General features: G+C 65.3%; 16 protein-coding genes. 9 read left to right on the forward strand and 7 right to left on the reverse strand.

Annotated features, from left to right (window positions below; all coding sequences use genetic code 11):
• Positions 1-26: 26 nt before the first annotated feature.
• On the reverse strand, positions 27-7,439 hold the full coding sequence (locus ACFSM0_RS14575; protein ID WP_377391844.1) for a SpvB/TcaC N-terminal domain-containing protein: 7,413 nt from the start codon (positions 7,437-7,439) through the stop codon (positions 27-29).
• A 1,282-nt stretch (positions 7,440-8,721) separates the two neighbouring features.
• Between ACFSM0_RS14575 and ACFSM0_RS14580 the strand changes: the two genes are divergently transcribed.
• From ACFSM0_RS14580 to ACFSM0_RS14595, 4 genes are all read left to right on the forward strand, one after another.
• Complete coding sequence (locus ACFSM0_RS14580) at positions 8,722-13,284, forward strand: Hint domain-containing protein (protein WP_377391847.1); 4,563 nt, start codon at positions 8,722-8,724, stop codon at positions 13,282-13,284.
• A 244-nt stretch (positions 13,285-13,528) separates the two neighbouring features.
• Positions 13,529-14,281 (forward strand): Hint domain-containing protein, encoded by a 753-nt coding sequence (locus tag ACFSM0_RS14585; RefSeq protein WP_377391850.1) that lies wholly within the window; start codon positions 13,529-13,531, stop codon positions 14,279-14,281.
• A gap of 181 nt (positions 14,282-14,462) precedes the next feature.
• On the forward strand, positions 14,463-16,088 hold the full coding sequence (locus tag ACFSM0_RS14590) for a Hint domain-containing protein (protein ID WP_377391853.1): 1,626 nt from the start codon (positions 14,463-14,465) through the stop codon (positions 16,086-16,088).
• 109 nt (positions 16,089-16,197) lie between these two features.
• Positions 16,198-16,449 carry a hypothetical protein gene (locus tag ACFSM0_RS14595; RefSeq protein WP_377391856.1) on the forward strand — a complete coding sequence of 84 codons (252 nt, stop codon included), beginning with the start codon at positions 16,198-16,200 and terminating at the stop codon, positions 16,447-16,449.
• Positions 16,450-16,553: 104 nt separating this feature from the next.
• Here the strand turns inward: ACFSM0_RS14595 and ACFSM0_RS14600 are convergent, their stop codons facing one another.
• A complete protein-coding gene (locus ACFSM0_RS14600; RefSeq protein WP_377391859.1) occupies positions 16,554-16,784 on the reverse strand; it encodes a hypothetical protein in 231 nt (76 codons plus the stop codon).
• Between the two features lie 120 nt (positions 16,785-16,904).
• Between ACFSM0_RS14600 and ACFSM0_RS14605 the strand changes: the two genes are divergently transcribed.
• The 4 genes from ACFSM0_RS14605 to ACFSM0_RS14620 all read left to right on the forward strand — a co-directional run bounded on the left by ACFSM0_RS14605 (position 16,905) and on the right by ACFSM0_RS14620 (position 21,306).
• Positions 16,905-18,314 (forward strand): aminotransferase-like domain-containing protein, encoded by a 1,410-nt coding sequence (locus tag ACFSM0_RS14605; protein WP_377391862.1) that lies wholly within the window; start codon positions 16,905-16,907, stop codon positions 18,312-18,314.
• 180 nt (positions 18,315-18,494) lie between these two features.
• Positions 18,495-19,376 (forward strand): ABC transporter permease, encoded by an 882-nt coding sequence (locus tag ACFSM0_RS14610; protein WP_377391865.1) that lies wholly within the window; start codon positions 18,495-18,497, stop codon positions 19,374-19,376.
• Entirely contained in the window at positions 19,373-20,179 is an 807-nt protein-coding gene (locus ACFSM0_RS14615; protein ID WP_377391868.1) for an ABC transporter permease, read from the forward strand. Before ACFSM0_RS14610 ends, ACFSM0_RS14615 begins: the two co-directional genes overlap by 4 nt.
• Before the next feature lie 50 nt (positions 20,180-20,229).
• Positions 20,230-21,306 carry an ABC transporter ATP-binding protein gene (locus tag ACFSM0_RS14620; protein ID WP_377392500.1) on the forward strand — a complete coding sequence of 359 codons (1,077 nt, stop codon included), beginning with the start codon at positions 20,230-20,232 and terminating at the stop codon, positions 21,304-21,306.
• 142 nt (positions 21,307-21,448) lie between these two features.
• Here the strand turns inward: ACFSM0_RS14620 and typA are convergent, their stop codons facing one another.
• The 4 genes from typA to ACFSM0_RS14640 all read right to left on the reverse strand — a co-directional run bounded on the left by typA (position 21,449) and on the right by ACFSM0_RS14640 (position 24,971).
• Positions 21,449-23,269 carry a translational GTPase TypA gene (gene typA, locus ACFSM0_RS14625; protein ID WP_377391870.1) on the reverse strand — a complete coding sequence of 607 codons (1,821 nt, stop codon included), beginning with the start codon at positions 23,267-23,269 and terminating at the stop codon, positions 21,449-21,451.
• A gap of 69 nt (positions 23,270-23,338) precedes the next feature.
• On the reverse strand, positions 23,339-23,671 hold the full coding sequence (locus ACFSM0_RS14630; protein ID WP_377391873.1) for a DMT family transporter: 333 nt from the start codon (positions 23,669-23,671) through the stop codon (positions 23,339-23,341).
• The gene (locus tag ACFSM0_RS14635) at positions 23,671-24,285 is read right to left on the reverse strand and encodes a YitT family protein (RefSeq protein WP_377391876.1); all 615 of its coding nucleotides are present in this window, start codon (positions 24,283-24,285) and stop codon (positions 23,671-23,673) included. Before ACFSM0_RS14635 ends, ACFSM0_RS14630 begins: the two co-directional genes overlap by 1 nt.
• A 68-nt stretch (positions 24,286-24,353) precedes the next feature.
• Positions 24,354-24,971 carry a YitT family protein gene (locus ACFSM0_RS14640; RefSeq protein WP_377391879.1) on the reverse strand — a complete coding sequence of 206 codons (618 nt, stop codon included), beginning with the start codon at positions 24,969-24,971 and terminating at the stop codon, positions 24,354-24,356.
• A 425-nt stretch (positions 24,972-25,396) separates the two neighbouring features.
• Between ACFSM0_RS14640 and ACFSM0_RS14645 the strand changes: the two genes are divergently transcribed.
• Positions 25,397-25,633, forward strand: a complete 237-nt coding sequence (locus ACFSM0_RS14645) for a hypothetical protein (RefSeq protein ID WP_377391882.1) — start codon at positions 25,397-25,399, stop codon at positions 25,631-25,633.
• A 66-nt stretch (positions 25,634-25,699) separates the two neighbouring features.
• Here ACFSM0_RS14645 and ACFSM0_RS14650 read toward each other — a convergent pair whose 3' ends face one another.
• Positions 25,700-26,914 carry an NADP-dependent isocitrate dehydrogenase gene (locus ACFSM0_RS14650; protein ID WP_377391885.1) on the reverse strand — a complete coding sequence of 405 codons (1,215 nt, stop codon included), beginning with the start codon at positions 26,912-26,914 and terminating at the stop codon, positions 25,700-25,702.
• Positions 26,915-26,998 lie beyond the last annotated feature (84 nt).

A 26,998-nucleotide genomic window follows, 5' to 3' on the forward strand; every position in this document is an offset into this window, starting at 1 on the left:
CCTTGGGGTTGCCGGATCAACGGCTGTCAGAAATGGGATCTCAGATAAATAATTTCGGGCGGGGTCGGGTCATTGGCGGGCGAAACCGGCGCAGCCAGCCCGTTGGTCACGCCGATGCTGATCCCGCTGGCCGGGCCCGGCAGCGGCAGGGTCGGATAGAGGAACGGCAGCGGCGTTGCATCGGCGCGGATGATCGGCGCGAAGAGGTCGACGAGGGTCCGGTCGACATTCGAGCCGGTGATCGTCACCGGCACATGGCTGTTTCCGGGCGGCGGCAGCAATCGCACGAACTGGGGCTGGCCGACCGGTGCAAGGTTTTCGACGGCGGTGCCCGGCGGAACGCGGAACTGCATCATCTGCGGCCCGGCATTTGCCGGAATGCCCCCCTCGACGGCATAGACCCCCGGCCCCCACTGATTAAGGATCGGGTCGGTGCCGACGCGCAAGGCGGATTCGGCCTCGATGCGGGCCGTGGCGATGGAGCCATCGCGCCCGGGGCCGCCGCCGAGACTGCGCCAGTTGACGCCATGGGTGAAGGTTTCATCGGGCGCGGCAAGGCGGAGGGTGCGCTCGACCGCGTTGTTTTGCAGGTTGGCCTGCGAGGCCTGCGCGGAGGCCATGGCCGCCTCGCCCTGACCGGCCTGCGTATAGGCGGCGGTCTCGTTGCGCGCGATGGCGCGGCGCATCGCCGAACCGGGGAGGCGCATGGCCGCCTTTTCGCCTGCGCGGGCGCTGCCGCGCGCCACTGCGGTGAGGGCGCGCCCCACGGCGGCAGCGGGGCGGGTCTTGGCCACGGCGCTCGCGCCCCGGGACGCCAGCTGCGCGCCGCTCACCACGCCTCTTCCGATCCCCGTGCTCGCCACCCGTGTGGCGCCGGTGCGCAGCGCCGCGCCCACAGCGCCGCCGCCACCTGCCGCCACCGCGCCGATCGCCACGCCCCCCGTGGCCACCACCGCGCCGACGACGAGCCCGGTGCCTGCCGCACGCCCGACATTGCCAAGCTCCACCGGACGGCCCGAAAGCTTGGCATCGGTCACTTCCGCCACCGCGCCCCCCGCCGCGCCGCCAATGGCGCCGCCGATGATCGAAGCGGCTGCGGTGCCGACGATCGGCCCGGCGGCCCCCGCGGTGGCCACGGTCACGACCGTGCCGACCACCACCGCCGCACCGATCACCGCCACGGTGCGCCAGGACCACAGCCCGGTTGGATCGGCGGCATTGACCGGATTGTTCTCGGTGTAGCTATAGGCATTCGCGCTGCCCTGATGGCCCGCCGGATCGGGGGCGGTGAAACGCCCGAGCCAGGGCGCATAATAGCGCGCGCCCATGTGGTAAAGGCCGCTTTCCTCGTCGCGTTCGGCGCCGATGTAACGATAGGTCTTGGCGGCGACCTCGGCCTGGCTGCGCCCGGCCTGAAAGGCCGTGGTGCCGAACGGGTGATATTCCTCGTAAGAGATCACCGCCCCCGCGCCATCGAGCTCAAGCGCCGCGCTGCCGAGATGGTTGCCGATCTGGAACCGCTCAAGCAGGCGCGGCTGGGCCAGATCGGCGCCCGCCTCGCGCAGCACCCGCTCCACGATTGCAATGCGCCCCGCGTCGTCCGTGATGTGCAGCCGCTCGGACATCTCGCGCAGCGCGCCGTTGCTGCGGCGCTGGAACAGTTCGTAATCTCCCATCAGCCGACGGTCCTCGACCAGCCCCGCGCCTTTCTCGACGACCTTGCGCACCCGCTCGCCCTTGTAGTCATACACGTAAAACACCCGCTCGGTGCCGCGCTGCACCGCGCGCAGACGGTCGAACGCGTCCCACTCCATCGCATCGAGATGGGGCAGGCGCATCGCGCCTTGCGGACCATGGCCATAGGTATCGGTCGTGGCGCCGACACGGCTGCGCAAAAGCCGGTTGCTGGCCGGATCCAGATCGAACGCCCGGGTCCAGCCGCCGGTCGTGGCCCCATGCACCACCCGGGTGAGATTGCCCGCCGCATCATGGCTGAAGCTCTGGTGATAGCGCCGCATCGCGGCGGCATCCTCGGGCAGCACCCGGCCCGTGCGCGCTTGATCCTCGGGGCCGGGCGGCAGGTTTTGGCCGATATGCTCGCGGCCCCAGGCATCGGTGAGCTGGTAGAGCGCGTCATAGGCAAAGCGCGCATGCGGCGCCACCACGGCATTGTTGAAATAGCTGGTCTGCTGCGCCTGATCATGCAGCTCGGTGATATTGCCCACCGGGTCGCGCCAGAAGTGCAGGTCTTGCAGCACACGGCCATCGGCGCGACGGCTCTGCATCGCGGTCAGCCGATAGGAGCGCGGGTCGTAGCTGTAGAGGGTCTCGACCCCGTTGCCGTAGCGGATCGCCTCGCGCTGGCCCTTGGCATCATAGTCGATGCCGCGCAGATGGCGCCGCAGCGCGCCGCCTCCGATTGACACCTGCAGACCCGCCAGCAGGTTGGAGAGGGTATATTCGGGCACGATGCGCGCGGGGGTTTCTCCGGTGCGGGCGGGGGCAAACACCTCGATCGCCCGGTCGAGCGCATCGTAGCGGGTGCGGCTCTCCCAGGGATCGGGCTCCAGCAGAATGCTCCGGTCCGGCAGGTTCCAGTCGATCAGGTCGCGATAGTTCTGCGCATAGGTCTGGCGGCTGTGCAGGCAATTGTTCTTGAAATCGAAGGCGAGTTTTTCCGCCAGCCCGGCCTGATCGTAGGTGGCCACCTTGTTGCCGCGCAGATTGTCTGCCTCGGGATTGGCGCGGCTCTCGCCATAAACATGCGCGATCACCAGCGCGGCCGGGGCACCGGGGCGGGTGAGCCAGGTTTCGGTCAGGCGGCGCAGCACGTCATATCGGTGGCTGTAGAGCGTGCCTTTTTCATCCCATTCGAGCACCGGCTTGCCGGCGATGTCCGAGAACTGGATCTTCTCGCCACTGTCGAGCATCGTCTGCCGGCAAACCGTGCCGGTCATGTCGCGCAGGTAATGCGCCGCGACCCGCCCCAGAGGGTCTATCGCGCGGCTCAGGCTGCCATCAATCTCATGCTCGTCGCAGGTGACAACCTTGCCGCGCGGGCCATTGTCGCCGATTGCGGCGATCTCATGGCCCTGCGGGTCATGGCAGGTGAGCGCGGGGGTCGCGGCATGCTGCGCAGCAAGCCATGCCGCGCGCCGATCCGGCGGGGCGGGCGCGGCCCCGGCCGGGTCGGGGCTGCCCAGCGCGGCATACCATTGGCTTTCCAGCACCGTGTCGTTGGGATCATGGGTTTCGGTCTGCCAGACGCCATGCCGGACCCGGTTCAGCGTGCCCTCCGGGGTGCGGGTCTCGATCCGCCGTCCGAGAGCATCGTAACGGTGCACCGGCGAGACCCCCATCTGCACCAGCGCGGGGTGGCTTTCATAGGCATCGGTGGCGCTGAAATAGGGCTCATACTGCAGCACGGGCAGGCCCTTGTTGGTGCGCACCACACGCCCGTTGCCGATCCAGCGCGGCGCGGCGCCGGTATCGACCATGCGGATTGTTCCGTCGGGCTGTTCTTGCGGGGCAAAGCCGGGTTCGGCCTGCCCCTTGTACATGATCACCGCGCCCGCCCCGTCGAGATGGCTCACGATCTCCTGAAAGGGCGCCGCGGCGGCGCCATGGCGGGTGCGGGTGCGGGCGCGGGCCCAGGTGGGCTTGCCCGCGCTGATCCAGGCAAAAAGGTCGTAACTGATCGAGACGGTGGGCTGCGCCAGCGTGTCGCCCTCTGCCGCGCCCGCCTTGCCCATCACGGCACTCGCGACAACAATCTCGAGCTCGTCGAAGCGCACCGCCGTGCGGTTGCCATTGGCATCGGTCATCACGACAGGCTTGAGCACGCGGTAATCGTTCTCGGCGCGCTGGCGGTTCAGGACCGGGGCCGGGGTCAGCGTTTCCGTGGCCAGAAGCGAATAGCGGTCCCATGTCACGGAAGAGATCTGGCCAAAGCCGTCGATGGCGCCCGAAGCGCGGTAAAAATGCTGCGCAGCATCGGCGGCAAAGGTCTGCCGCCCGCCGGGGCGCCACCAGCCGCTGTCGTCGGGAAATTGCACATAGCCTGCGGCGGCGAGATCGGAGGCGCCGAGGCGGGGGCCGTAAAGCGCGCTCAGCAGGCCGGGGGTGAAAACCTGTGTGTAGGTTTCATGGCCGAGCCCACGCAGGCCCTGCGTGCCCAGAGGCAGGGGGCCGGCCAGAGTGTCGGCAAGGCTGAGGCTGCGGCTGCGGCTGCGCAGGCGGCGCGCCGGGGCGGCGGGCACGGCTTCTTCGGGCAACAGCGTCTGCGCAGCGGCCAGATGCGCGCGCAGGCTCGCGGCGCGGAGCAGGCCGGTGGCGGGGGCGGGAAGGCCGGTGAGTTCATAGCCGCGGGTTTCGCAGGGCTGTGGCATCCGGTAGCCTGCCGCAAGGTCGAGCGGGGCGGCGTAATCGGTCTCGGTGAGCCCGATCCTGATCTGCGCCTGCGCGCTGCGCACCGCTGCGGGCAGCGCGGCATCGGGCAGGGCGCGCGGATAGCTGATCTTGGCCACCTGCAGCGGCTGGCCGAAAGCGTTGCAGCTCAGGGTCAGGCTGTGTTCGGTGCGGCGCTGGGCCGGATCGCGCTCGAGATGATGGGTCACCTCCTCGGCACTCTCCAGCCGCAACACCGCCGCCGCAGGGCCAAGGCGCGGCTGCACCGCAACGACACGGCCGCTCGAGAGCGCCACCGAATAGGGCAGAGCCTCCGCGGGCGAGCCATCGCGGCCATAGATTTCGCGGCGCAGCGGGCGGCCCTTGCAGGCACGGTGCGCCGCTTGCCAATCCGCCCTGTCGAGCCCGGCCTCGGGCGCCAGATCCTCAGGCTCGGGCAGGGCGAGCGCGGCATATTCCGCGCGATAGGCCGCCATCGCCTCGGCCCGCCCGACCGAGAGGCCGAGGTCATACCAGCTGCGCGTTTCCACCGGAGCCTGCGTCAGATCTGAAAGCGTTGCGCCCGCGGCCAACACGCCGGGGGGCACCGTGTCATACGCCGTCACGCGGTCCTGATCGATCTGATCCACCCGGCCAAAGCCGCGAAATTCGCGGTCTGCGGGGTCGTAATAGCCGTGGGAATAGCGATAGCGGCTGGCAAAGGCGGTGCCGGCAATTGCATCGCGCGTTTCCACCCGCGAGACGCAATGCACCGGAAACGGCAGCGTGCCCACCCAAGGCCGCCCGGCCGCCTGATCCTCGCGCCAGAAGGTTGTCGAGGGGGTGTAGCTCAGCGCCACGCTGAGCCCCATGCCGTTGTCATAGCCGACAAGACGGTTGGGCACCGTGCCGCGCATCAGGTCCATATACTGCAGCGGGGTCTCGGCATGGGCCGGGGCGTCGCTTGTCCAGATCAGACAGGCGGTGCCCTGACCGAGCAGATCCACCAGCGCGGCGCCGCCGGGGTGCTCGGGCATCGGGTTGGGGAGCGTGAGGGGCGGCAGGAACCCGTTGCCCGCAGGGTTGCGCCAAAGCCTGATCCCGTCGCGCCCGGCATAAAGCAAATCTGCCGCGCCGGTGCCGTCGATATCTGCGAGCAGCAGGCGGGCGGGGTCGAAAGTGTCGGGGTGATCGAAGAGCGGCGCGCCGCTCATTGTCACCTTGGCGCCGAACCGGGCATAGCCCTGATTGGGCCAGTAGCACACCTCGCCCTGCCGCACGCGCACCAGATCGCGCAACTGGTCCGCGCCGGTCATGTTGGCCAGCAAGATCACCTCGTCGCGGGCGTTCAGAACCACGGCGGGGCCAAGGTCTTCATCGAGCAGGCGCGCCACCGCGCCGCCCGGCGCGGCCCCGCCTCCCGGCTGAGCGGCAAACCAGATCAGCCGGTCATCCTCGGTGATCAGGAGATCGGGGCGCCCGGCGCCGGTCAGATCCAGCCGCCGCACCGGGCTCTTGGGGGGCGCCATGGCCACCGTGTGCAGGGGCTGGAAGGGCGCGGCCCCGATCGCGCCTGCGGGATCAACGCGCCAGCTCCCCTGTGGCCGCCCCGCCGCGGTGAGCACATAGGCAAGCTGCGTGTCGCCCTCGGGATCGTCGAGGCTGATCCGCTCCTGTGCGAGCCCGCCGCCGCCGGGCTGGCTGGCCAGGTCCACGGGCGCCGCGAGCCGCCCGCCGCCCAGATTGCGCCGAAAGCTGAGCCCGTCTGCCGTTTCGCAAAGCAGGCCGGGCAGGCCGCAGCGCTGCAGATCGGCCCATTGCACCCGCGCGCCGCTGCCCGGGCCGGGCAGCGGGCCAAGATCGTCGCGCCGCACCTGCTGCACGGCCCCGTTCCACTCGGGGGCACTATAGCGCAGGCTCAGCGGCGGTGTTTCCTTGTGGCTGTAACTTCCGTCAGCGGCGCGGATATAGCCGCGCTCCACGATCCGGGTGAGCAGGCTGACGCCGCTGCTGTCGTCATGGGAAAGCTCAAGCGCCCGCACGAGGCAGGGCGCGGTGCCCAGCTCGGCAAAGCGGTGAAACATCAGCACGCGGCGGCACAGCCGGTAGCAGCGCTGCTCGAACCCGGCGCGGTGGCGCGAATAGGGATCGTTGCGGACGGGCCAGGGCTGATCAGGGTCCGGGCCGGGCGCAAGCCCCGCATGATCGCCATAATCGAACACCAGCTCGAACAGCATCTCGGGCAGAGCCCCGCCCGGCTGATAGGGGCTGTGCGCCCCGTATCGGATGCGCTTGAGATGGCGCTGGGCGAAAGGGGCGCGCCCGTCGCGGCGCAGCCGTTCGGGCGCGGTGTCGGGCACGAGGGTCAGATCCTCGGGGAGGTATTCATAGGTGATGAGATTGCCGCGCGGATCATAGCTGCGCTCGGCCAGCCAGCTCAGCACCTGCTGCGGCGCGCGCGGGTTGGCCAGTCGGCACGCCGCATCCTGGCCGAACACTGTCGTGACATTTGCCCCGTCGGTGCTGCGCCAATGCAGCACGCCGGTATCCATGCGCCGCCAGCGTTCGATCCGGGTGAAGGCGCCCTCGATGCGCGGGCGGTAGCGTGTCACCTCATAGGTGACGCCCGCCTCGCTGCGCACACTGACCATCGGGAGCCAGGTTCCGCCCTGCGCGCTGAGCGCCGCAACCAGCTCCTCGCCGCCGCTGACCTCAAAAGCATCGGCCTCCGGCCCGTCGTCGATATAGCGCGGGATGCGGTTGCGCAGGCGCCGCCCGATCGCCGGGGGGGCGCAGTCCCATCCGAGGCCAAAGGGACTGTTGCCATTGCCACTGTCGTGGCGGAGCTGCAGCTGCGGGCCAAACCCGTCACGCCCGGGCGATGCGGGCAGGGGGATCGCCATGCTCGCCGTGCCGGTAAGCGCATTGACCGACAGGCTCTCGTCAAGTCCCGCCAGAGCCCCGCCGCCCTTGGGCAAGTCCATCTCCGGCAGGAGCGGCTCCCCGCTGGCTCGGGGGGAGGGCGGGCTCTCGGCCCGCGGCTTGTAGCGCACGACAAATGCCTCCAAATGGTCGCCCGCGCTGTGACGGAGACCGATCAATAGGAACCAGCGCCGCCGAATGGGGTCGGCGTTGCTGTGGCTGAGATGACGTTAAGTGAAGAAGAAGCGCTGCGCTGCGCCTGCCAATATGATAGCGAAATACATGTTCTCGAGCAACATGCGTGGTCGTTTTCGCGCGGTGATGCGCGACGGCAAAAGGCGCGTGGAAAAGCGATTGCGTTTCAGATTGTTGACGTAGGGTCGCGCAAGGTCCGGTGCGCGAGGTCCGGCTGCAGGCGCGCGCCGGCAGAGCGTGTCTTGTGCGCCGCGGCGGTGGCGCGGACGGCCCCGGAGAGATCGCGGGTGCCGTCACGAGGAATCACCTTGCGTGCGAAGGGGGCACAGCTCTTGGGCGCGGTGATCTTGCGCCCTTGCCCGATCGGGCCGGTGCTGTGCATCTTCGCGCCGATCTGTGCCGCCTTCGGGCGGCTCTGCGGTCAGTCCTGTGGCGCAGGTCGGGGCGCGGGCGAAGCCCCCCCGAGCTCACGGTTAACAAAAAGTGATTCGAAAATGGCGCGCTTCCGGGGGCGGACAAAAGCGCACTTTCGGTCATTTTGGATGCAATCCCGGAACAATCGGACTGACCCGATTGTTCCTTGGGGCTCGGAAGATTGATGCTCAAACGGAAACGGCCGCGCCTTGGGACTGTTGCGTGAGTGGAAACAGTCTCTGCCGCGCAGGGGATGGCCGAGGCTGCAAAACGCTGGCGGAAAATCTTCAAAGTTATGTAAGAAAACAGAATTTCGAGATGGTGACCGGGTGGGGCGGTGCCGGACCGGAAACAGTTTCGGGACGTGCTCAAGGAGTTTGCGGCGAGTTTGCGGCGCGATGCCCTGTGACCAAGGCAAAAAGACGGCAGGATTGGGGCAGATTTCCCGTTCCAACACGCTGCGACGCTTGGTATCACAAGAACAGCCCGACTGGGGGGCTTCAGGCCGTGGGGGCGGCCGAGTGTGAACAGCATCTTTCGGGGATGCTCAGGAATTGGGTGCTGCCGAGGGCGGGGAATCTGCGATCCCGTCGCTTGATCAAGAATTTGGTCCTTGCAACCGCCTTCGGGTGGAGTGGCTTTTGCATCTTCCTGCGCAATTCGATGCGCGCACACCCGGCGGTCGACGCGGCGTTTGCGGGTGGCAACATCCAGCGCCATTCGGGAATCGCCAGCGCCGCAAGGCGCGGCTGAAGGGACGTCGGGCGGCACCTCCGGGGGCTGGCGGTTGTAGGAGAGACTGATATGACGTGGAATTTTAAACCGGTCGCGAATAACGATTGTGCTTCCACCGCTTATAACACCGCGGTCACCATCGACGTTCTCAAGAACGATTACGACTGGGACGCCTACGACAAGCTCTCCATCTCCGGGACGCCGACTTCCAGCGACGGCAGTGTGAGCGTCAACAGCGATGGCACGATCACCTTCGTGCCCACGGCTGGCTTCTCTGGCACGGCAACGATTTGCTACAAGATCACCGATGGCCATGGCGGTTATGACACCGCCACTGTTTCCGTCACGGTGAAGGCGCCCGTGCACGATTACGTGGTTGAGGGCACCACCGGCGACGACCTGATCGACTATGCCTATACGGGGGACCCCGAAAAGGACATGATCGACCACAACGACAACGCGACCGGCACCAATGCCGATCTGGTCACCGCCGGGGCGGGCAACGATACCGTGCTTGCGGGCCTCGGCAATGACACCGTCTACGGCGAGGATGGCAATGACCTGCTCGACGGCGGCGCGGGCGATGATGTGATCAACGGCGGCGCGGGCGACGATACGCTCGTGGGCGGTGCGGGCAATGACACGTTCACCGGGGGCACCGGGCTCGACATCATCGATTATTCGCACTCCACCTCGGGGCTCGACATCAACCTCTCCACCGGGGAGCTGCATGGCGGCGATGCGGAGGGCGACTCGATTGTCTCCGGCGTCGATGGCATCATCGGCTCGGATTACGCCGACAGCCTTGTTGGCTTTGATCAGCACAGCACCTCGGCCAGCGACACGTTCACCAACGTGTTCTACGGAGGTGCCGGCAATGACACGATCGAGGGCCTCGGTTCGGGCGACAGCGTTTATGGCGGCGATGACGACGACAGCGTGATCGGCGGCTCGGGCCATGACTATATCGAGGGCAACGCGGGGAACGATTTCCTGGATGGTGGCATCGGCAATGACACGATCTACGGCGATGACAGCACCGCCACCTCGAGCCCGGTGACGATCACCATCGGCGACGGCTCGGCGAGCTATGTCAACCAGGTCTTTGTCTACACCATCGACCCGGCCACCGGCGCGATCAGCAATGTGCAGGTTCTCACCGCCAATGCGCAAACCGCCGAAGGCACGACCTATACCTACGACGTGCCCGCGGGCACCGTGGTCGGCGTGGGCATCGTCAGCCCGGATGGCACCTTCTACAGCTCTGGCTATGGCACCAATGTCGGCCTCAACAGCGATGGCAAGGTCCATACCACGGGCGTTGGCACGCATGCCGACGGCTCGGTGACGATCGGGTTCGAAGACATCAAATGCCTCGGGGATCACGATTTCAATGACGTGGTGATCACCGTCGATCTGGGCAGCTCCGGCGCCACTTTCGACAATGCGCATTACGATTACAGTTCCGATGGCGCGGGCGCTGCCAGTGCGGGCAATGACACGATCATCGGCGGCGGTGGCGATGATTACATCGACGGCGGCGCGGGCGCGGACCAGATTTCGGGCGATGCCGGGAACGATACGATTTTCGGCGGCGCCGACCGCGACACCATCATGGGCGCGGCGGGCGATGTGATCGACGGCGGCTCTGAAGGCGACGACTGGGACGTGCTCGACCTCACCGGTCAGGGGGCTTACCGCGTTGTCAACACGACGACCGACAGCAACGGCAACGGTCTCGACGGCACGGTCGAGTTCCTTGATGCGGATGGCAATGTCACCGGCACGCTGAGCTTCACCGAGATCGAGGAGATCACCGGCGACGACATGCGCGACGGCATCGTTGAGGGCACGGCAGGCGCCGATCTGATCGACACCTCCTATACCGGCGACCCGGACGGCGACATGATCGACGCGGGCGATGCGATCATCACGGGCGACGGGCCGGATGATGACCGGGTCGAAGCGGGCGCGGGCAATGATACCGTGCTCTCGGGTGTGGGCGACGACACCGTCTGGGCGGGCGAGGGCAATGACTCGGTCGAGGGCGGTGACGGCGACGACAGCCTCTTGGGCGAGGGCGGCAACGATACGCTGCGCGGCGGCGAGGGCGATGACACGCTTGACGGCGGCGCGGGCGATGACAGCCTGATCGGCGGCGCGGGCGATGACAGCATTCTCGGCGGCGACGGCAATGACACGATCTCGGGCGTTGCGGGCGACGATACCGTCGCCGGCGGCGCGGGCAATGACTCGATCACCACCGGCGCGGGCAGCGACTCTGTTGATGGCGGCGATGGCGATGACTACATCAACACCCGCAACTCTGCTGCGGCGCCCGATCTCGGCTATCCGGGGCTTTACCCGGCCGATACCGACCCGACCGACGACATGGACACCGTTTATGGCGGCGCGGGCAATGACACGATCCTGACCGGCGACGACCGCGATTACATCGACGCGGGCGCGGGCAATGACGTCGTTGATGCGGGCGTCGACGAAGACACCGTGCTGGGCGGGGCGGGCGATGACCTGATCACCGCGGGCGAAGGCGACGACCTTGTCGACGGCGGCGACGGCAATGACACGATCTACGGCGGCCTCGGCCCGAGCGTGCCGGACCTGATCAACGTTCCCGACGCGACCGATCTTGTGCAGAACAACGGCATGGACACGCTCCATGGCGGCGCGGGCAATGACGTGATCTACGGCGAGGATGACGACGACGAGATCTATGGCGACGCGGGCAATGATTACCTTGATGGCGGCATCGACGAAGACACGATCTTCGGCGGCACCGGCAATGACACGATCATCGGCGGCGACGGGGCCGACAGCCTCTCGGGCGGCGATGATCGCGACACCTTCCTTGTCGCCTCGGCCTCCGCGGGCATCGGCGATGTGATCGACGGCGAAGAGGGGGGCGACGATTACGACACGCTCGATCTCACCGGCGCAGGCCCGGTCTCGATCGCCTATGATCCGTCGAACCCGGAAAACGGCACCGTCAGCTTCCTTGATGGCAAAGGCAATGTGCTCGGCACGCTCGATTTCACCAATATCGAGAAGGTCGTCTTTGACGATGGCGATGGCTATGTCGAAGGCACCGATGGCGCCGATCTGATCGACTACAATTACACCGGCGACCCCGAAGGCGACATGATCGACCATACGGATGCGCTCATCCCGGGTGACGCGCCCAATGATGACCGTGTTCTGGCCGGGGCGGGCAATGACACCGTTTACGCGGGCGAGGGCAATGATACCGTCTGGGCCGGCGCGGGCGATGATTATGTCGAAGGCGGCAACGGCAACGACAAGCTTTTTGGCGAAGACGGCAATGACACGCTCAAGGGCGGGGAGGGGCAGGATACGCTTATCGGCGGTGCGGGAGACGACAGCCTCGACGGGGGCAATTCTTCCGACAGCCTCGATGGCGGCGCGGGCAATGACACGCTGATTGGCGGTGAGGGCAACGACACGCTGATCGGCGGCGACGGCAACGACCTGCTCGATGGGGGCTCTGCCTCCGACACGCTCGACGGCGGCGCAGGCGATGACACGCTGATCGGCGGCGAGGGCGACGACAAGATCATCGGCGGCCCGGGCAATGACATCGCCTTAGGCGGCACCGGTCAGGACACGATCTGGGGCGGCGCGGGCAATGACACGCTCTATGGCGGCGAGGGCGACGACAAGCTCTATGGCGAAGACGGCGATGACCTGCTCGTCGGCGGTCCGGGTCAGGACTATCTTGACGGCGGCGCGGGCAATGACACGCTGATCGGCGGCCCGGGCGTCGACACGCTCCTTGGCGGCGACGACCGTGACACGTTCATCGTTTCGAGCCAGGAAGATGGCAACCACGACTATATCGATGGCGGCGAGGGCGGCGACGATTACGACACGCTCAACCTCACCGGCGCCGGGCCGCTGGTGGTCGATTACGACCCGACGAACCCGGAAAACGGCACGGTCCGGTTCCTCGACACAAACGGCAATGTCACCGGCTCGCTGACGTTCAAGAACATCGAGAACGTGATCCCCTGCTTCACGCCGGGCACGCTGGTGGCCACGCCGCGCGGCGAGCGCCGGGTGGAAGATCTGCGCGAAGGCGACAAGATCCTGACCCGCGACAACGGCATTCAGGAAATCCGCTGGGTTGGTCGGCGCGACATGAGCCGCAACGACCTGATTGCCGCGTCGCATCTGCGCCCGGTTCTGATCAAGGCCGGCAGCCTCGGCAATGGCCTGCCGGAGCGGGACATGCTGGTCTCTCCGAACCACCGGATGCTGGTCGCCAACGAACGCACCGCGCTTTACTTCGAAGAACACGAAGTGCTGGTGGCGGCGAAGCATCTGGTCGACAACCGCGGGGTGAAGCCGGTGGAAACGCTCGGCACGAGCTACATCCACTTCCTGTTCGACCGTCACGAGGTGGTGCTTGCGAACGGCGCCTGGACCGAGAGCTTCCAGCCCGGCGATCAGACGCTTGGCGGGATGGGGAACGCCCAGCGCGCCGAGATCTTCGAGCTGTTCCCCGCGCTGAAGACCCGCGCCGGGATCGACGCGTTCACCGCCGCGCGCAAGACGCTCAAGAAACACGAAGCCGCGCTTTTGCTGCAAGGCTGATCGGTTTGACCGTGGTCAGTGGGGGCTGACCTGCGCCCGGAGCCGCAAGGCTCCGGGCGTTTTCATGCCCGGGGCGGCGGCGCGGGGCGGGCAACTATGTGGCCGTTTCGGGGCGCGAAACGGAGCGTTGCGGCCGATTGCGACAAAATCTTGGCAATTTACCTTTGAGCAATGCTTGTTGCGCATTATCGTGTGATCCGGGGGCACGCGCGCGCTTCGGGAAACCGGAGACGGGATGTGCAACATGGTTGGTGATCACAAGATCTTTGCTGCCTATGGTGGCGCTGACGCGGCGCGGGCCGGTGCATCTTCCGCGGGAGATGTGATCGAGACACGGCTTCATTGTGTTGGTTTTGACACCGCCTCGGGCCATGTCGAAGGGCGCGACGGTGCGGGCAACAGCCTGTTCACCGCGCAAGTTGCGCAGATCCTCGGAGCGCTGCCGTGTTTCACCGCCGAAACGTGGCTCGCCACCGGCGCGGGGCTGGTGCAGATCGGGGCTCTGACCCCCGGGATGCGCGTGATCACCCGCGACGATGGCATGCAGGAGTTGCGCTGGATCGGTCGGCGCAGCTTCGGCTGGCAGGCGCTTGGCCTCAACCCGCTTTTGCGCCCGGTGCGGATTGCCGCCGGGGCGCTCGGGCCGGGGGTGCCGGAACGCGATATGGTTGTCTCTCCCAACCATCGCTTCCTCACCCGCGGGTCCGAAGCGGGGGAGGCGGGCGAGCGGTTGTCGATGGCGCGCGAGCTGCTTGGCAAGCCCGGAATTACCCTCGCCGCGGTCACCCATGTCGAATACTGGCAGCTCCTGTTTGACCGCCATCAGCTTGTGCTCTCCGACAGTTGCTGGTCGGAAAGCTTCCAGCCCACGCCCGCCAGCCTCGCCGCGATCGAAGACCCCGGCCGCGCGGGGCTTGACGCGGTGTTGGGGGACGCCGCCGGTCTGACGGGGTATGACACCGTGCGCCCCTGCGCCGAGATCGACACCGCAGCCTAGAGCATCGGGGGCGCCGGGATCATCCTCGCCGCCGCTCTTCGCGCCGGGGTTGTGCGCGCCGGAATATTGCCGCATTTCCGGGCCGGTTCTGCCCTCGCTCCAGCACCAATAAGCCATTCGGTCGCGTCATCTTGTCCTTGTCGTCAGCGCTTTGTCGCGCGGCGAGAAGGAAAGAGACGTTATGGCAACTTACAACGGCACTTCTGGAGACAATCGGATCACCGGGTCGCGCAACAGCGACACGATCTATGCCCAGGCCGGAAATGATACCGTCGATGCCGGAAGTGGCAACGATTACGTCGATGCCGGCACCGGAGACGATTCCGTCACCGCCGGCAGCGGCAATGACACGGTCTACGGTGGTGCCGGCAATGACACGCTTTTTGGGGAGGCGGGGGCCGACAGGCTCTATGGCGATGACGGCAACGATTCGCTCGACGGCGGCAGCGACAATGACAGTCTCTGGGGCGGCGCGGGGAATGATACGCTCCATGGCGGCGCCGGTGCCGATGTGCTCGATGGCGGCACGGGCATGGATTACGCCGATTACACCGATTCCGGGGCGGGCGTCAGCGTCAACCTTGCCAGCGGTTCGGGCAGTGGCGGCGATGCGCAGGGGGACAGCTATTCCGGCATCGATGGCGTCTATGGGTCGGCCTATGCCGATACGCTGATCGGCTTTGACGGTTCTTCCAACTCTGCCACCGATGCCTATACCAACGTCTTTTATGGCAATGGTGGCGACGACTATATTTACGGTGCCGGGGGGGATGACAGCCTTTATGGCGGCGACGATGACGACACCGTGCTCGGCGGCGATGGCAATGACCTTGTCTCGGGCGATGCGGGCAACGACCGGCTTGAGGGCGGCGCCGGCAATGACAGCCTGCTTGGCGGCAGCGGCAATGACACGCTGCTCGGCGGTGATGGCAATGACACGCTGATCGGCGGCGATGGCAACGATTATCTCGACGGCGGCAGCGGCGACAATGTCTATATCGGCGGGGCGGGCTCGGACACGATTGTGGTGCATGCGGGCTCCACCGCCGAGATCATCGGCTCGGAAGATGATGATGGCTCGGACATCGACGTTCTGATCGTCACGCGCGGCGAAGGCAAGATCGTCCCGGACAGCAAAGGCAGCGAATCGGGCACGATCGAATGGGCCGACGGCACCTCGACGCGTTACGAGAATATCGAGGTCGCGATCTATGACGTGCCCTGCTTCACCCCCGGCACCCTGATCGAGACCAAGCGCGGACGGGTGGCGGTGGAAGACCTGGGCCCGGGCGACAAGCTGCTCACCCGCGACAATGGCTATCAGAAGATTCGCTGGATCGGGCGACGCGACCTTTCCGCCGCCGATCTCGCCGCCCATCCGCAATTGCAACCGGTGCGGATCGCCAGGGGGGCGCTCGGCGAGGGCCTGCCCGAACATGATATTCTGGTCAGCCCGCAGCACCGGATGCTGATCTCCGGGATTCGGGCGGAACTGTTCTTTGGGGAGGCCGAGGTGTTGGCCGCGGCTTTGCATATGGTGGGCCAGCCCGGTATCGAGCGCGTGGCGGTGCAGGAGATCAGCTACCTGCATCTGATGTGCGATGCCCATGAGATCATCCGGGCCGAGGGCGCATGGACCGAGAGCTTCCAGCCCGGAGATCGCACCCTTGGCGGGCTCGATCAGGCGCAGCGCCGGGAGCTGCTGACGCTGTTCCCGGACCTTGCGGGCCCGCCGCGCAAGGCGGGCTTTCTGGCGGCCCGGCGCGCCCTCAAGGCGCATGAGGTGCGCGCTCTGATGGCAGCGTGAACACACCAAAGCATAGCGCCCACGCTCTCACGCGTGCGTGTCTTGACCGGAGCGGCTTTCGAGCGCAGATCCGAAGCATCGAAAACAAAACAAAAAACGAGCAGTCAAGATGGCATATTCCGGGCTCTTCCGTGCAAGCGGCGGATTCGACTTCATAACCTTGCGGCATCGCGGCGGGGCCACCGAGATCGTCTATGACGATGGCGCGCTGCATCGCCGGGTCTGGCGCGTGCAGGGCGAGGCGACGGATGGCGCGCTCAGCGAGGCGCTGGCGCGTGCGCATCGCGAGGTCAATGTTGTGCCCGCGCTCTATGCCGAGCTGCGCAAGCGGTCGATCTCGATCGAGGCGATCGCGGGCTGAGGCCCTGTTTTTGGATTTCTGAAATATGAAAAAGGGCCGGATGCAAGCATCCGGCCTCAGGAAGAGAGCCGACAGGGGACTGCGGCACTCGGGAGCTTCGGGCCTCAGAAGGCCGGAAAGAGCCGCGGCACAACGGCCGGCTCGATTTTCGGCGCAAGCCCGATATCGGCGCGCAGCCGGTCATCCAGCCGATCCATCGCGCGCGTTGTGGTGCGCAGGGTCAGCCAGTCGAGAACGAGCCGACCGACAGCGGCGGCCGGGCGCAGCGCCGCAGGGCGATGCGACAGCGTGAGGCGCGGATAGGACAGGTTGGCGGCGGAAGACAGACCCGACATGGGACACCTTTCAGACAGAAGAGAGAGCGTGTTTCAGCGATGTTTGTGTATTGATACAATCCAGTGTTCTCTGGTAATGTCACCCTACAAGAGGGGCACAATCCGGGCGAGAGAAACATTGTGACAGATACAAGTTGGCAACCGGATCTGCCGATCCAATCGGGTCCAAAATATCTGGCGTTGGTGCGGGCGCTGCGCGACGGCGTGCGGCGCGGCGATCTTGCGCCCGGCTCACGCTTGCCGACGGTGCGAGATCTGGCTTGGAAACTGGGTGTTACCCCCGGCACTGTGGCACGCGCCTATCAACTTGCCACGCAGGAAGGGCTTTTGGAGGCGGCGGTGGGGCGGGGCACCTTTGTGTCGGCACAATCGCGCCGCCTTGGCCCGACCGAATCGCTTTACCAGCATCCGCTTTCCGACCCGGCGGCGGATGGGTTGATTGACCTGCGCTCGCCGCAGCTTCCCGATGTGGGGCAGAGTCAGGCGCTGGCGCATGCGATGGCGGCGGCCGCCTCCTCGCTCGGTGAGCATTATCTTGAATATCCGGGGCTGCGGCGCGACCGCTATTGCCGGGAAGCCGCGCTCGACTGGTTCTCTTGCTGCTCGCTCAAGGACATGATCGACGCCGACGATCTCGTGCTCACGCTTGGCGGGCAGAACGGCATTTCCATCGTGCTGCAATGCTGCCTGCGCGGCGACCGGCCGGTGGTGCTGTGTGAAGAGCTCGCCTATCCGGGCTTTCGCCATGCCGCGCGGCTGGCGCGTGCGGAGGTGGTGCCGGTGAAGCTCGACGAGGAGGGCATGATCCCCGAGGCGCTCGATGCGGCCTGCCGCCGTTATGGCGGGCAGGTGGTCTGCGTCACGCCCGATGCGCAAAACCCGACCACAGCACGGATGTCGAATGCGCGCCGCAATGCCATTGCCGATGTGGCCCGCCGCCATGATCTGCAGATCATCGAGGATGATTGCTACACCGCGCCGGTCTCGGGTCTGGCTTCGCTGCGCGCCATCGCGCCCGAGCGCAGTTGGCATGTGACATCGCTCTCCAAAACCATTTCGGCGGGGATGCGCTTTGGCATTGTTGTTGCGCCGGAGGGCATGGGCGAGGCCGGGCGTCTGACCGCGCAGCACAGCTATTTTGGCCTGCCGCGCCCGGTCACCGATATCATCACCCGGCTCTTCACCTCGGGCGAGGCGATGCGGCTGCGCCATGATGCGCAAGACGAGATGGCGCGGCGGCTGCAGATGGTGGTGCGGGCGATGGGCGATCATGACATGCTCTGGCAGCCGGGGCTGAGCTTTGTCTGGCTGAAGCTGCCGGTGGGCTGGCGCGCCTCCACCTTTGCCCGCGTCGCCGAGGCGGAGGGGGTGCTGGTGCGCTCCTCGGATGAATATGTGCTCGCCGATGGTCACGCGCCGAATGCCGTGCGGATCGCGCTGGCCGGCGGTGTGCCGGAGGACCGGCTCTTGCGCGCGATCGCAAAATTGCGCGATCTGCTCGACACTCCGCCCCGCGATCTGCCCGTTTGATGCGCCGATCTGCTGCCCTTCGGGGCAGCGGGGCGATGCGGTCGCAAAAAACTTGTGCAAATGCTGCACGGCGCTGCATCTGGCGCGGCAAGAGCGCTGTGGCCCCCCTTTTCTCTGCCGAACCCTTGTGCAAGTTTGAGGTCAGACGCCCGCAACGGGCCTTGGGGAGAGGGGAACGGAATGGCAGCATCGCCCTGGCGGCGGCTCACCCGCTCGGAAACGGCAAGCGGCTACCTGATGGTCAGCCCGACGCTGGTTTATGCGGTGCTGATGCTCGCGGCGCCGCTTGTGACCATCTTCGCCTATTCCTTCTTCAAGGACGGCTATCTGGAGGTGATCCACGAATTCACGCTTTCCAACTATGCCGAAGCGTGGAGCGACCCGATCTTTCGGGCGATTCTGTTCCGCTCGGTTCTGGTTTCGGCGCTGGTGACGGCGGTAACGGTGATGATGGCCTTCCCGATCGCCTATTTCATCTCCTTCCATGTGCCCGCCTCGACCAAGTCGCGCTGGCTCTTCTTGATCACCATCCCGTTCTGGACCTCTTATCTGATCCGGGTGTTCCAGTGGAAAGTGATCCTTGGCTACAACGGGGTGATCAATTCCGTGCTCACGGGGCTTGGCATCGTCGATCAGCCGCTGCAGATGCTCAACACCATCGGCGCCATTGCCATCACGCTCGCCCATGCCTATGCGCCCTTTGCGATCCTGCCAATTTTCGTCAGCCTCGAAAAGATCGACCGCTCGCTGCTTGAGGCGGGGCAAGACCTTGGCGAGAGCCGCCTGATGACGTTTTGGCGCGTGACGCTGCCGCTCGCCATGCCCGGCGTGATTGGCGCGGTGATGATCGTTTTCATTCCGACCATCGGTGATTACGTGACGCCGGTGATCATCGGCGGCGGCAAGCTGCCCATGGTTGCCAACATGATCCAGATGGACATGCTGAAAATCGACAACAAGCCGCTGGGCTCCGCTGTCGCGGTCTCGGCCATGTTCGTGGTGGCGGCGATCTCGCTTCTGTTTTTGTTCCTCAACCGCCGCTTCCTGAGGGGGCCGAAATGAAATTCTCGGGCCTGCGGCTCTACGCGCTTCTCTACCTTGTCTTTCTCTATGCGCCGATCCTGCTTCTGCCGGTGTTTGCCTTCAATGATGGCACGGTGATCGCCTTTCCGCTCAAGGGCTTCACGCTCGAGTGGTTCCGGCAGATGCTCTCCAACGACACGCTCGGTGGCGCGCTCGCGAATTCGCTGATCATCGCCGTCTCGACCGCGGTGCTTGCGACCACTTTCGGGATCTTTGCCGCGCGTTCGGGCACGCGCTATGACTACCCCGGCAAGGCGGGGGTGATCGGGCTGATCATGCTGCCGCTCGTGCTCCCCGAGATCATTGTCGCGGTCTCGCTTCTGGTCGTGCTTCTGGGCATGGGGGTGAGCCTCTCGATCTTCACCGTGATCCTGGGCCATGTGCTGATCGCCACGCCCTATGCGATTGCGGTGCTCAACGCGGCCTTTTCCTCGCTTGATCGCTCGCTCGAAGAGGCCGCCTATGATCTGGGCGAGACGAAATGGTCGACCTTCCGGTTGATCACGCTGCCGCTCGTGATGCCCGGCATCATCTCCTCGGCGCTGATGGCCTTCACCATCTCGCTGGACGAATTCATCATCGCCTTCTTCCTTGCGGGCGAGCAGACCACGCTGCCGACCTATATTTATTCGCAGCTCCGCTTTCCGAAACAGATCCCGATGATCATGGCGCTCGGCACGGCTCTCGTGCTCGCCTCCATCGTGCTTCTGACCACTGCCGAATATGTCCGCCGCCGCGGGATCGCGAAGACCGGCGCCAAAGATACCGGAGGTTTCCTGTGACCGAACCCAATGTCGTCACCGCGCGGGTGCCGCTCGAAAGCCGCCGCAAGATGATCGAATTTGCCTCTGTGCAAAAATATTACGGCGATTACCACGCGCTGCGCGGCATTACGGCCACGATCCGCGAGGGCGAGTTCTTCTCGCTTCTGGGGCCGTCGGGCTGCGGCAAGACCACGCTGTTGCGCACCATCGCCGGGTTTGAAGACATCTCCTCGGGGGCGGTGCTGATCGACGGGCGTGACATGTCGGATGTGGCGCCGAACAAGCGGCCCACCAATATGGTGTTTCAGAGCTATGCGATTTTTCCGCATCTGACGGTGGCGGAAAATGTCGGCTTCGGGCTGCGCCGCGATCCGCGCCCGGCCGCCGAGAAGGCGCGCGCGGTCGAGGAAGCGCTCGAGATGGTCGGGTTGAAGGGCTATGGCGCGCGCGCGGCCCATGCGCTCTCGGGCGGGCAGCGGCAGCGCGTGGCGCTCGCGCGTGCGCTGATCCTCAAGCCCAAGGTGCTGCTCCTCGACGAGCCGCTCTCCGCGCTCGACAAAAAGATCCGCGAGCAGATGCAGGTCGAGCTGATCAAGCTGCAGCGCGAGGTGGGGATCACCTTCGTTCTGGTCACCCATGATCAGGAAGAGGCGCTGGTGATGTCGGACCGGATCGCGGTGATGTTCGAAGGCGAGATCGCCCAGCTTGCCGATCCCGAAACGCTCTACCGCCGCCCGGCCTCCCGCCGCGTTGCCGATTTCATCGGTGTGATGAACTTCCTGCCCGCGACGGTGCTGGGCGAGGGCGGGGGCCATGTGCAGCTTGAGGTCGCGGGCCTCGGTGCGGTCGATGTGACCGATGATCAGGCGCAGGCCAAGCCCACGGGCGAGGCGCCCGCGGTGGGCTTCCGCCCCGAAACGCTGACGATCCTTTACGAGGGGCAGGTGGCGAGCGAACGCGAGGCCCCAGGCGTGATCGACGAGGTCGTCTATTACGGCGACATGACCTATTACGACGTCAAGCTCGACGGGGTGGAAACCCCGGTGCGGATCTCGATGCGCAACGTTTTCGGCCGCCCGGTGCTCGATGTCGGCACCCGAACCCGCGTGGCCTGGTCGCCCGGCGCGCTCGTGCTCTTCCGGTAGCAGTCGCGGGGGCGCTGCCCCCGCACCCCCGGGATATTTGCGGCAAGATGAAAACAGCGCTTCATCTTGCCATAAATATCCCGAGGGGTGAATTTTGTGCGACACGCACAAAAGAGGGGGGCAGCGCCCCCCTTCTTCCGTATCAGCCTTCCGAACGCGCGGCGCGTTTGCGCTCATGCGGGTCCAGGAGCCGCTTGCGCAGCCGCACGATTTTCGGCGTGACTTCAACGAGTTCATCATCGTCGATATAGGCGATCGCCTCTTCAAGGCTCATCCGCACCGGCGGGGTGAGCCGCACCGCTTCATCCGTGCCCGAGGCGCGGACGTTGGTCAGCTTCTTGCCCTTGAGCGGGTTCACCTCGAGGTCGTTGTCGCGCGAATGCTCGCCGATGATCATGCCCTCGTAGATCTGCTCCTGCGCGCCGATGAAGAGCTTGCCGCGCTCTTCGAGGTTCCACAGCGCATAGGCGACCGAAACGCCGTTCTCCATCGAGATCAGCACGCCCTGGCGGCGGCCCTGAATCGGGCCCTTGTAGGGCGTCCAGCCGTGGAAGATGCGGTTGAGCACGCCATTGCCGCGGGTGTCGGTCATGAACTCGCCCTGATAGCCGATCAGGCCGCGCGAGGGCACATGGGCCACGATCCGGGTCTTGCCGTGGCCCGCCGGGCGCATTTCCACAAGGTCGCCCTTGCGCGGCCCGGTCAGCTTCTCGATCACCGCGCCGGAATATTCGTCATCGACATCGACGATCACTTCTTCGATCGGTTCGAGCCGCTCGCCATTCTCTTCGCGGAAGATCACGCGCGGGCGCGAGATCGAAAGCTCGAACCCCTCGCGGCGCATGTTCTCGATCAGCACGCCCATCTGAAGTTCGCCGCGACCAGAGACGACAAAGGCCTCGCCGCCGGGCGTATCTTCCACCCGGATCGCGACGTTCACCTCGGCCTCTTTCATCAGCCGCTCACGGATGACGCGGCTTTGCACCTTGGTGCCGTCCCGCCCTGCAAGCGGGCTGTCGTTGATGCCGAAAGTGACCGAGATCGTCGGCGGGTCAATCGGCTGCGCCGGGATCGGCGTGTCGATCTCGAGCGCGCAAAGCGTATCGGCCACGGTCGCCTTGGTCATGCCGGCGATGGTGACGATGTCGCCCGCCTCGGCCACGTCGATCGGCTGTTGCGTCAGGCCGCGGAAGGCGAGGATCTTGGTGCAGCGGAACTGCTCGATCCGCTCGCCGGTGCGCGAGAGCGCCTTGAGGCTGTCGCCGACCTTGAGGCGGCCCGCCTCGACCCGGCCGGTCAGGATGCGGCCAATGAACGGGTCGGCCGAGAGCGTGGTGGCGAGCATCTGGAACGGCTCGTCGACGCGGAATTCCTGCTTGGGCGGCTCGACATGCTCAAGGATCAGATCGAAGAGCGCGGAGAGATCCTGACGCGGGCCGTCCAGTTCCCGGTCGGCCCAGCCGCCGATGCCGGAGGCATAGACATGGGGAAAGTCGAGCTGCTCGTCGCTTGCGCCGAGGTTGGCGAAAAGGTCGAACACTTCGTTGAGCGCCCGGTCGGGCTCGGCGGCGGGCTTGTCGACCTTGTTGAGAACCACGATCGGCTTGAGACCGAGCGCCAGCGCCTTCGAGGTGACGAATTTCGTTTGCGGCATCGGCCCTTCGGCAGCGTCGACAAGAAGGCACACGCCATCGACCATCGACAGGATCCGCTCCACCTCGCCGCCGAAATCGGCGTGGCCGGGGGTGTCAACGATGTTGATCCGCGTGCCCTTCCATTCGACCGAGGTGCATTTGGCCAAAATGGTGATGCCGCGTTCGCGCTCGATATCGTTGCTGTCCATCGCCCGTTCGGCGACAGCCTGATTTTCCCGGAAGGAGCCAGACTGGCTCAGGAGTTTGTCGACAAGTGTGGTCTTGCCGTGGTCAACGTGTGCGATGATCGCAATATTGCGAATGTCCATGAGGTCCGCCTGTTCGAGATTTGGGTGCCGCATACGGGAAAAGCGCTCGCTTGGCCAGCAATAAGCGCGTTACGGATGCCCTGCGGATGAAAACAGGTTGATGACAGCAATCCCCGCGATGATCAGGGCGATGCCGAACAGGGCAGGGGCGTCGAGGCGCTGATGAAAGATCAGCCAGCCCGAGAGCGTGATCAGCACGATGCCGATGCCCGACCAGAGCGCATAGGTGATGCCCAAGGGCAGGGTTTTCAGCACCAGCGTGAAGAACCAGAAGGCGGCGCCGAAGCCCGCGATCACCCCCATCGTCGGCCAGAACCGGGTAAATTGCTGCGAGGCCTGCAGGCAGGTGGAGCCGAAGGTCTCGAACATGACCGCGATCAGAAGGAGCAGATAGGTTTTCATCACGACACGATATACCAGTCGCGGCGGTGGTTGAAGGCGATCACGAAGTTGAGCACCAGGGCGCCGAGCAGGGACCAGCCCACGCGGTCGAGCGGCAAGAGCCAGAGCGCAATCGCAAACAGGCAAAGGTCATGGGCGATTTGCACATAACCCGCGCGCCAGCCGAGTTTGTCTTGCAAGATCAAGGCGACGATCGAAACGCCGCCAAGCGAGCCCGAATGGCGAAAGAGCCCCAGAAGCCCGACCCCGGCGGAAGCGCCAAACAAAAGCGCCGCCGCGGCCGGATGGATGGACTGCAGCACGACGAAGGGTTTGAGCGCCTCTGCCATCACCGAGACAAGGGTGACGGTGGCGAGCGACTTGAAGCAGAAGATCGGCCCCCGTGCCCACCAGGCGAGCGCGTAAAACGGGATGTTGAGCCCGAAGAAGAGCGCCGAGAAGTTGAGCCCGGTCGCATAGGAGAGGATCAGCGCCATGCCCGCCGTGCCGCCTGTCACGAGCCCGGCGGCGCGCAGCAGATGGATGCCAAGCGCCGCCTGCGCCGAGGCGATCACGAGACCCTGGAGGTCTTCGAAGAGGGTGTAGCGGCGGGGGGGCGGAATGTCAGCATTCATGACCTAATCATGGGGTTAGAAAGGGTCGCCGTCCATTGCCATGGCTGCATGGCAGCCATGCGCCTGCGTCATGATGCCACGTAACGGTCGCGGCGGTGGTTGATCAGGATGATCGCGTTGAGCACCATCGCCCCCAGAAGCGACCAGAGCACCTTGTCAAACGGCAGCACGAAAGCGGCAAAAAGGAACACGCCGCAATCAAAGATCACCTGCGTCTTGCCTGCCTTGAAACCGGTTTTGTCTTGCAGATAAAGCGCGACGATGCCGACGCCGCCAAGGCTCGCCCCATGGCGAAAGAGCATCAAAAGCCCCGCGCCGGAGATCACGCCCGACAGCACCGCCGCGGCGGCGACATTGAGGCGCGAGAAGTCGATCAGATGCGGGGCGATGAGCGAAAAGCCCGACATCAGCGCGATGGCGATGAAGGTTTTCAGCGTGAAGCGCAGCCCCATGCGGCGGAAGGCGAGCCAGTAAAAGGGCAGGTTGAGGCAAAAGAACACCGCGCCGAAGCGCCAGCCGGTGATGTAGCTCACCACAAGCGAGAGCCCGGCGATCTGCCCGGTAAAGAGCCCCGCGCCATGCAGGAACACAACGGAAAGCGCGGCCAGCATGGTGCCGGCAACAAGGCCCTGCCCGTCGTCAAGCGGGCTGTGGCGGGGGGCGGGAGGGGGCTCGGGCGTCATCATGCCGCGCTTCTGGCATGCGCTTGGCAAAGGGGCAAGAGGGGGCAAAGGCCCGCTGTTGCGCTTCGGCCACGGCACATGTTCTGCGTGTCTGCGGCAGCTTATTTTTCTGGTTCGACTCGCGCGGGCGTGCATTCTGCCCGCATCCGGCAATTTCAGACAAGGAGGGCGGATCATGACCAACGTTACGACCACTCTCCGAACCGGTGGGTTCTCGGGCGCGGGCTATTCCGCCTATCGCGGCGCATATCATACCGCGCCTGCAGGCCAGCGCACGCACGCCTGACCCCTGCGAACCCCGGTGCGTCCCACGCACCACGTCTGACCTTCGACCGGATCTCTCTCTTTCTCGCGCTTGCTGCGCATGGCTTTGGCCGGGTCCGGTCTTTTTCATCTCAACCAGAGGCCGGTCTCGCACCGGAAAACCCATGACACGGACCGACGACCCGGAGCTTTCGCTCCATCTTCATCTGGAAACCCTGATTGCGCTGCATGGCGCGCGGCGCGTGGTCTTGGCGGCACTTGGCGCGCTGATGGCGCCGCGGGCACGCCGCCCGCTCGCCAAAACCTTTGCCGAACTTGATGATCACATGCGGCGCGACATCGGCCTGCCGCCGCGGGGCCACTCGCCGCCGATGCCGCACTGGAGCCATTTCGGCTGGTGACGTTTGGCCCGCAAGCAAATGAAAAGGGCCGGGAAAACCCGGCCCTTTGCGAAATCTGGTTTGGCCTCAGCCGGCCAGCGCCTTGCCGAGATATTCGTCCACCTTTTCGAGATAGCCCATCGTGGTGAGCCATTTCTGATCGGGGCCGACGAGCAGCGCGAGGTCTTTTGTCATGAAGCCATCTTCCACCGTCTGCACGCAGACCTTTTCGAGCGTGGTGGCAAATTTCGCCAGCTGCGCGTTGCCGTCGAGTTTGGCGCGGTGCTTGAGGCCGCCGGTCCAGGCAAAGATCGAGGCGATCGAGTTGGTCGAGGTTTCCTTGCCCGCCTGATGCTGGCGGTAGTGGCGCGTCACGGTGCCATGCGCGGCCTCGGCCTCGACGGTCTTGCCATCGGGCGTCATCAGCACCGAGGTCATCAGGCCAAGCGAGCCAAAGCCCTGCGCCACGGTATCGGATTGCACGTCGCCATCGTAGTTCTTGCAGGCCCAGATATAGCCGCCCGACCATTTCAGCGCCGAAGCCACCATGTCGTCGATCAGCCGGTGCTCGTAATGGATGCCCGCCTTCTTGAACTCGGCCTCAAACTCTTCCTCATAGACCTTCTGGAACAGATCCTTGAAGCGGCCGTCATAGGCCTTGAGGATGGTGTTCTTGGTGGAGAGGTAAACCGGCCAGCCCTTCATGAGGCCATAGTTCATCGAGGACCGCGCGAAGTCGATGATCGACTGGTCGAGGTTGTACATCCCCATGACGACGCCCGAACCGGGCGCGTCAAACACCTCGCGCTCGATCACCTCGCCGTCTTCGCCGACGAATTTGAGCGTGAGTTTGCCCTTGCCGGGGAAGCGGAAATCGGTGGCGCGATACTGGTCGCCAAAGGCGTGACGGCCCACCACGATCGGCTGGGTCCAGCCCGGCACGAGGCGCGGCACGTTCTTGCAGATGATCGGCTCGCGGAAGATCACGCCGCCCAGAATGTTGCGGATCGTGCCGTTCGGCGATTTCCACATCTGCTTGAGGTTGAATTCCTGCACCCGCGCTTCATCGGGGGTGATGGTGGCGCATTTCACCGCCACGCCGACCTCTTTGGTCTTCAGCGCGGAATCGATGGTGATCTGGTCGTTGGTGCGGTCACGCTCCTCGATGCCGAGATCGTAGTAGAGCAGATCGACATCAAGATAGGGCAGGATCAGTTTTTTCTTGATGAAATCCCAGATGATCCGGGTCATCTCGTCGCCGTCCATCTCGACGATGGGATTGTCTACCTTGATCTTGGTCATGGGGGCCTCACGGTTGGTGACTCGTTGGCCGTCTTTTACCCCGTTCCGGGGGGCTTGGCTAGCCTTGTATGCGGTTGTATACAG

This window comes from Rhodobacter lacus (assembly GCF_042683065.1).
Lineage (GTDB): Bacteria > Pseudomonadota > Alphaproteobacteria > Rhodobacterales > Rhodobacteraceae > Rhodobacter > Rhodobacter lacus.

What these genes read in the sequence shown, in the direction of transcription:
- ACFSM0_RS14580 (WP_377391847.1), top strand. Translation starts at nt 8,722, where the DNA reads ATGACGTGGAATTTTAAACCGGTCGCGAATAACGATTGTGCTTCCACC.
- ACFSM0_RS14585 (WP_377391850.1), top strand. Translation starts at nt 13,529, where the DNA reads ATGGTTGGTGATCACAAGATCTTTGCTGCCTATGGTGGCGCTGACGCG.
- ACFSM0_RS14590 (WP_377391853.1), top strand. Translation starts at nt 14,463, where the DNA reads ATGGCAACTTACAACGGCACTTCTGGAGACAATCGGATCACCGGGTCG.
- ACFSM0_RS14595 (WP_377391856.1), top strand. Translation starts at nt 16,198, where the DNA reads ATGGCATATTCCGGGCTCTTCCGTGCAAGCGGCGGATTCGACTTCATA.
- ACFSM0_RS14600 (WP_377391859.1), bottom strand. Translation starts at nt 16,784, where the DNA reads ATGTCGGGTCTGTCTTCCGCCGCCAACCTGTCCTATCCGCGCCTCACG.
- ACFSM0_RS14610 (WP_377391865.1), top strand. Translation starts at nt 18,495, where the DNA reads ATGGCAGCATCGCCCTGGCGGCGGCTCACCCGCTCGGAAACGGCAAGC.
- ACFSM0_RS14615 (WP_377391868.1), top strand. Translation starts at nt 19,373, where the DNA reads ATGAAATTCTCGGGCCTGCGGCTCTACGCGCTTCTCTACCTTGTCTTT.
- ACFSM0_RS14620 (WP_377392500.1), top strand. Translation starts at nt 20,230, where the DNA reads ATGATCGAATTTGCCTCTGTGCAAAAATATTACGGCGATTACCACGCG.
- typA (WP_377391870.1), bottom strand. Translation starts at nt 23,269, where the DNA reads ATGGACATTCGCAATATTGCGATCATCGCACACGTTGACCACGGCAAG.
- ACFSM0_RS14630 (WP_377391873.1), bottom strand. Translation starts at nt 23,671, where the DNA reads ATGAAAACCTATCTGCTCCTTCTGATCGCGGTCATGTTCGAGACCTTC.
- ACFSM0_RS14635 (WP_377391876.1), bottom strand. Translation starts at nt 24,285, where the DNA reads ATGAATGCTGACATTCCGCCCCCCCGCCGCTACACCCTCTTCGAAGAC.
- ACFSM0_RS14640 (WP_377391879.1), bottom strand. Translation starts at nt 24,971, where the DNA reads ATGATGACGCCCGAGCCCCCTCCCGCCCCCCGCCACAGCCCGCTTGAC.
- ACFSM0_RS14645 (WP_377391882.1), top strand. Translation starts at nt 25,397, where the DNA reads ATGACACGGACCGACGACCCGGAGCTTTCGCTCCATCTTCATCTGGAA.
- ACFSM0_RS14650 (WP_377391885.1), bottom strand. Translation starts at nt 26,914, where the DNA reads ATGACCAAGATCAAGGTAGACAATCCCATCGTCGAGATGGACGGCGAC.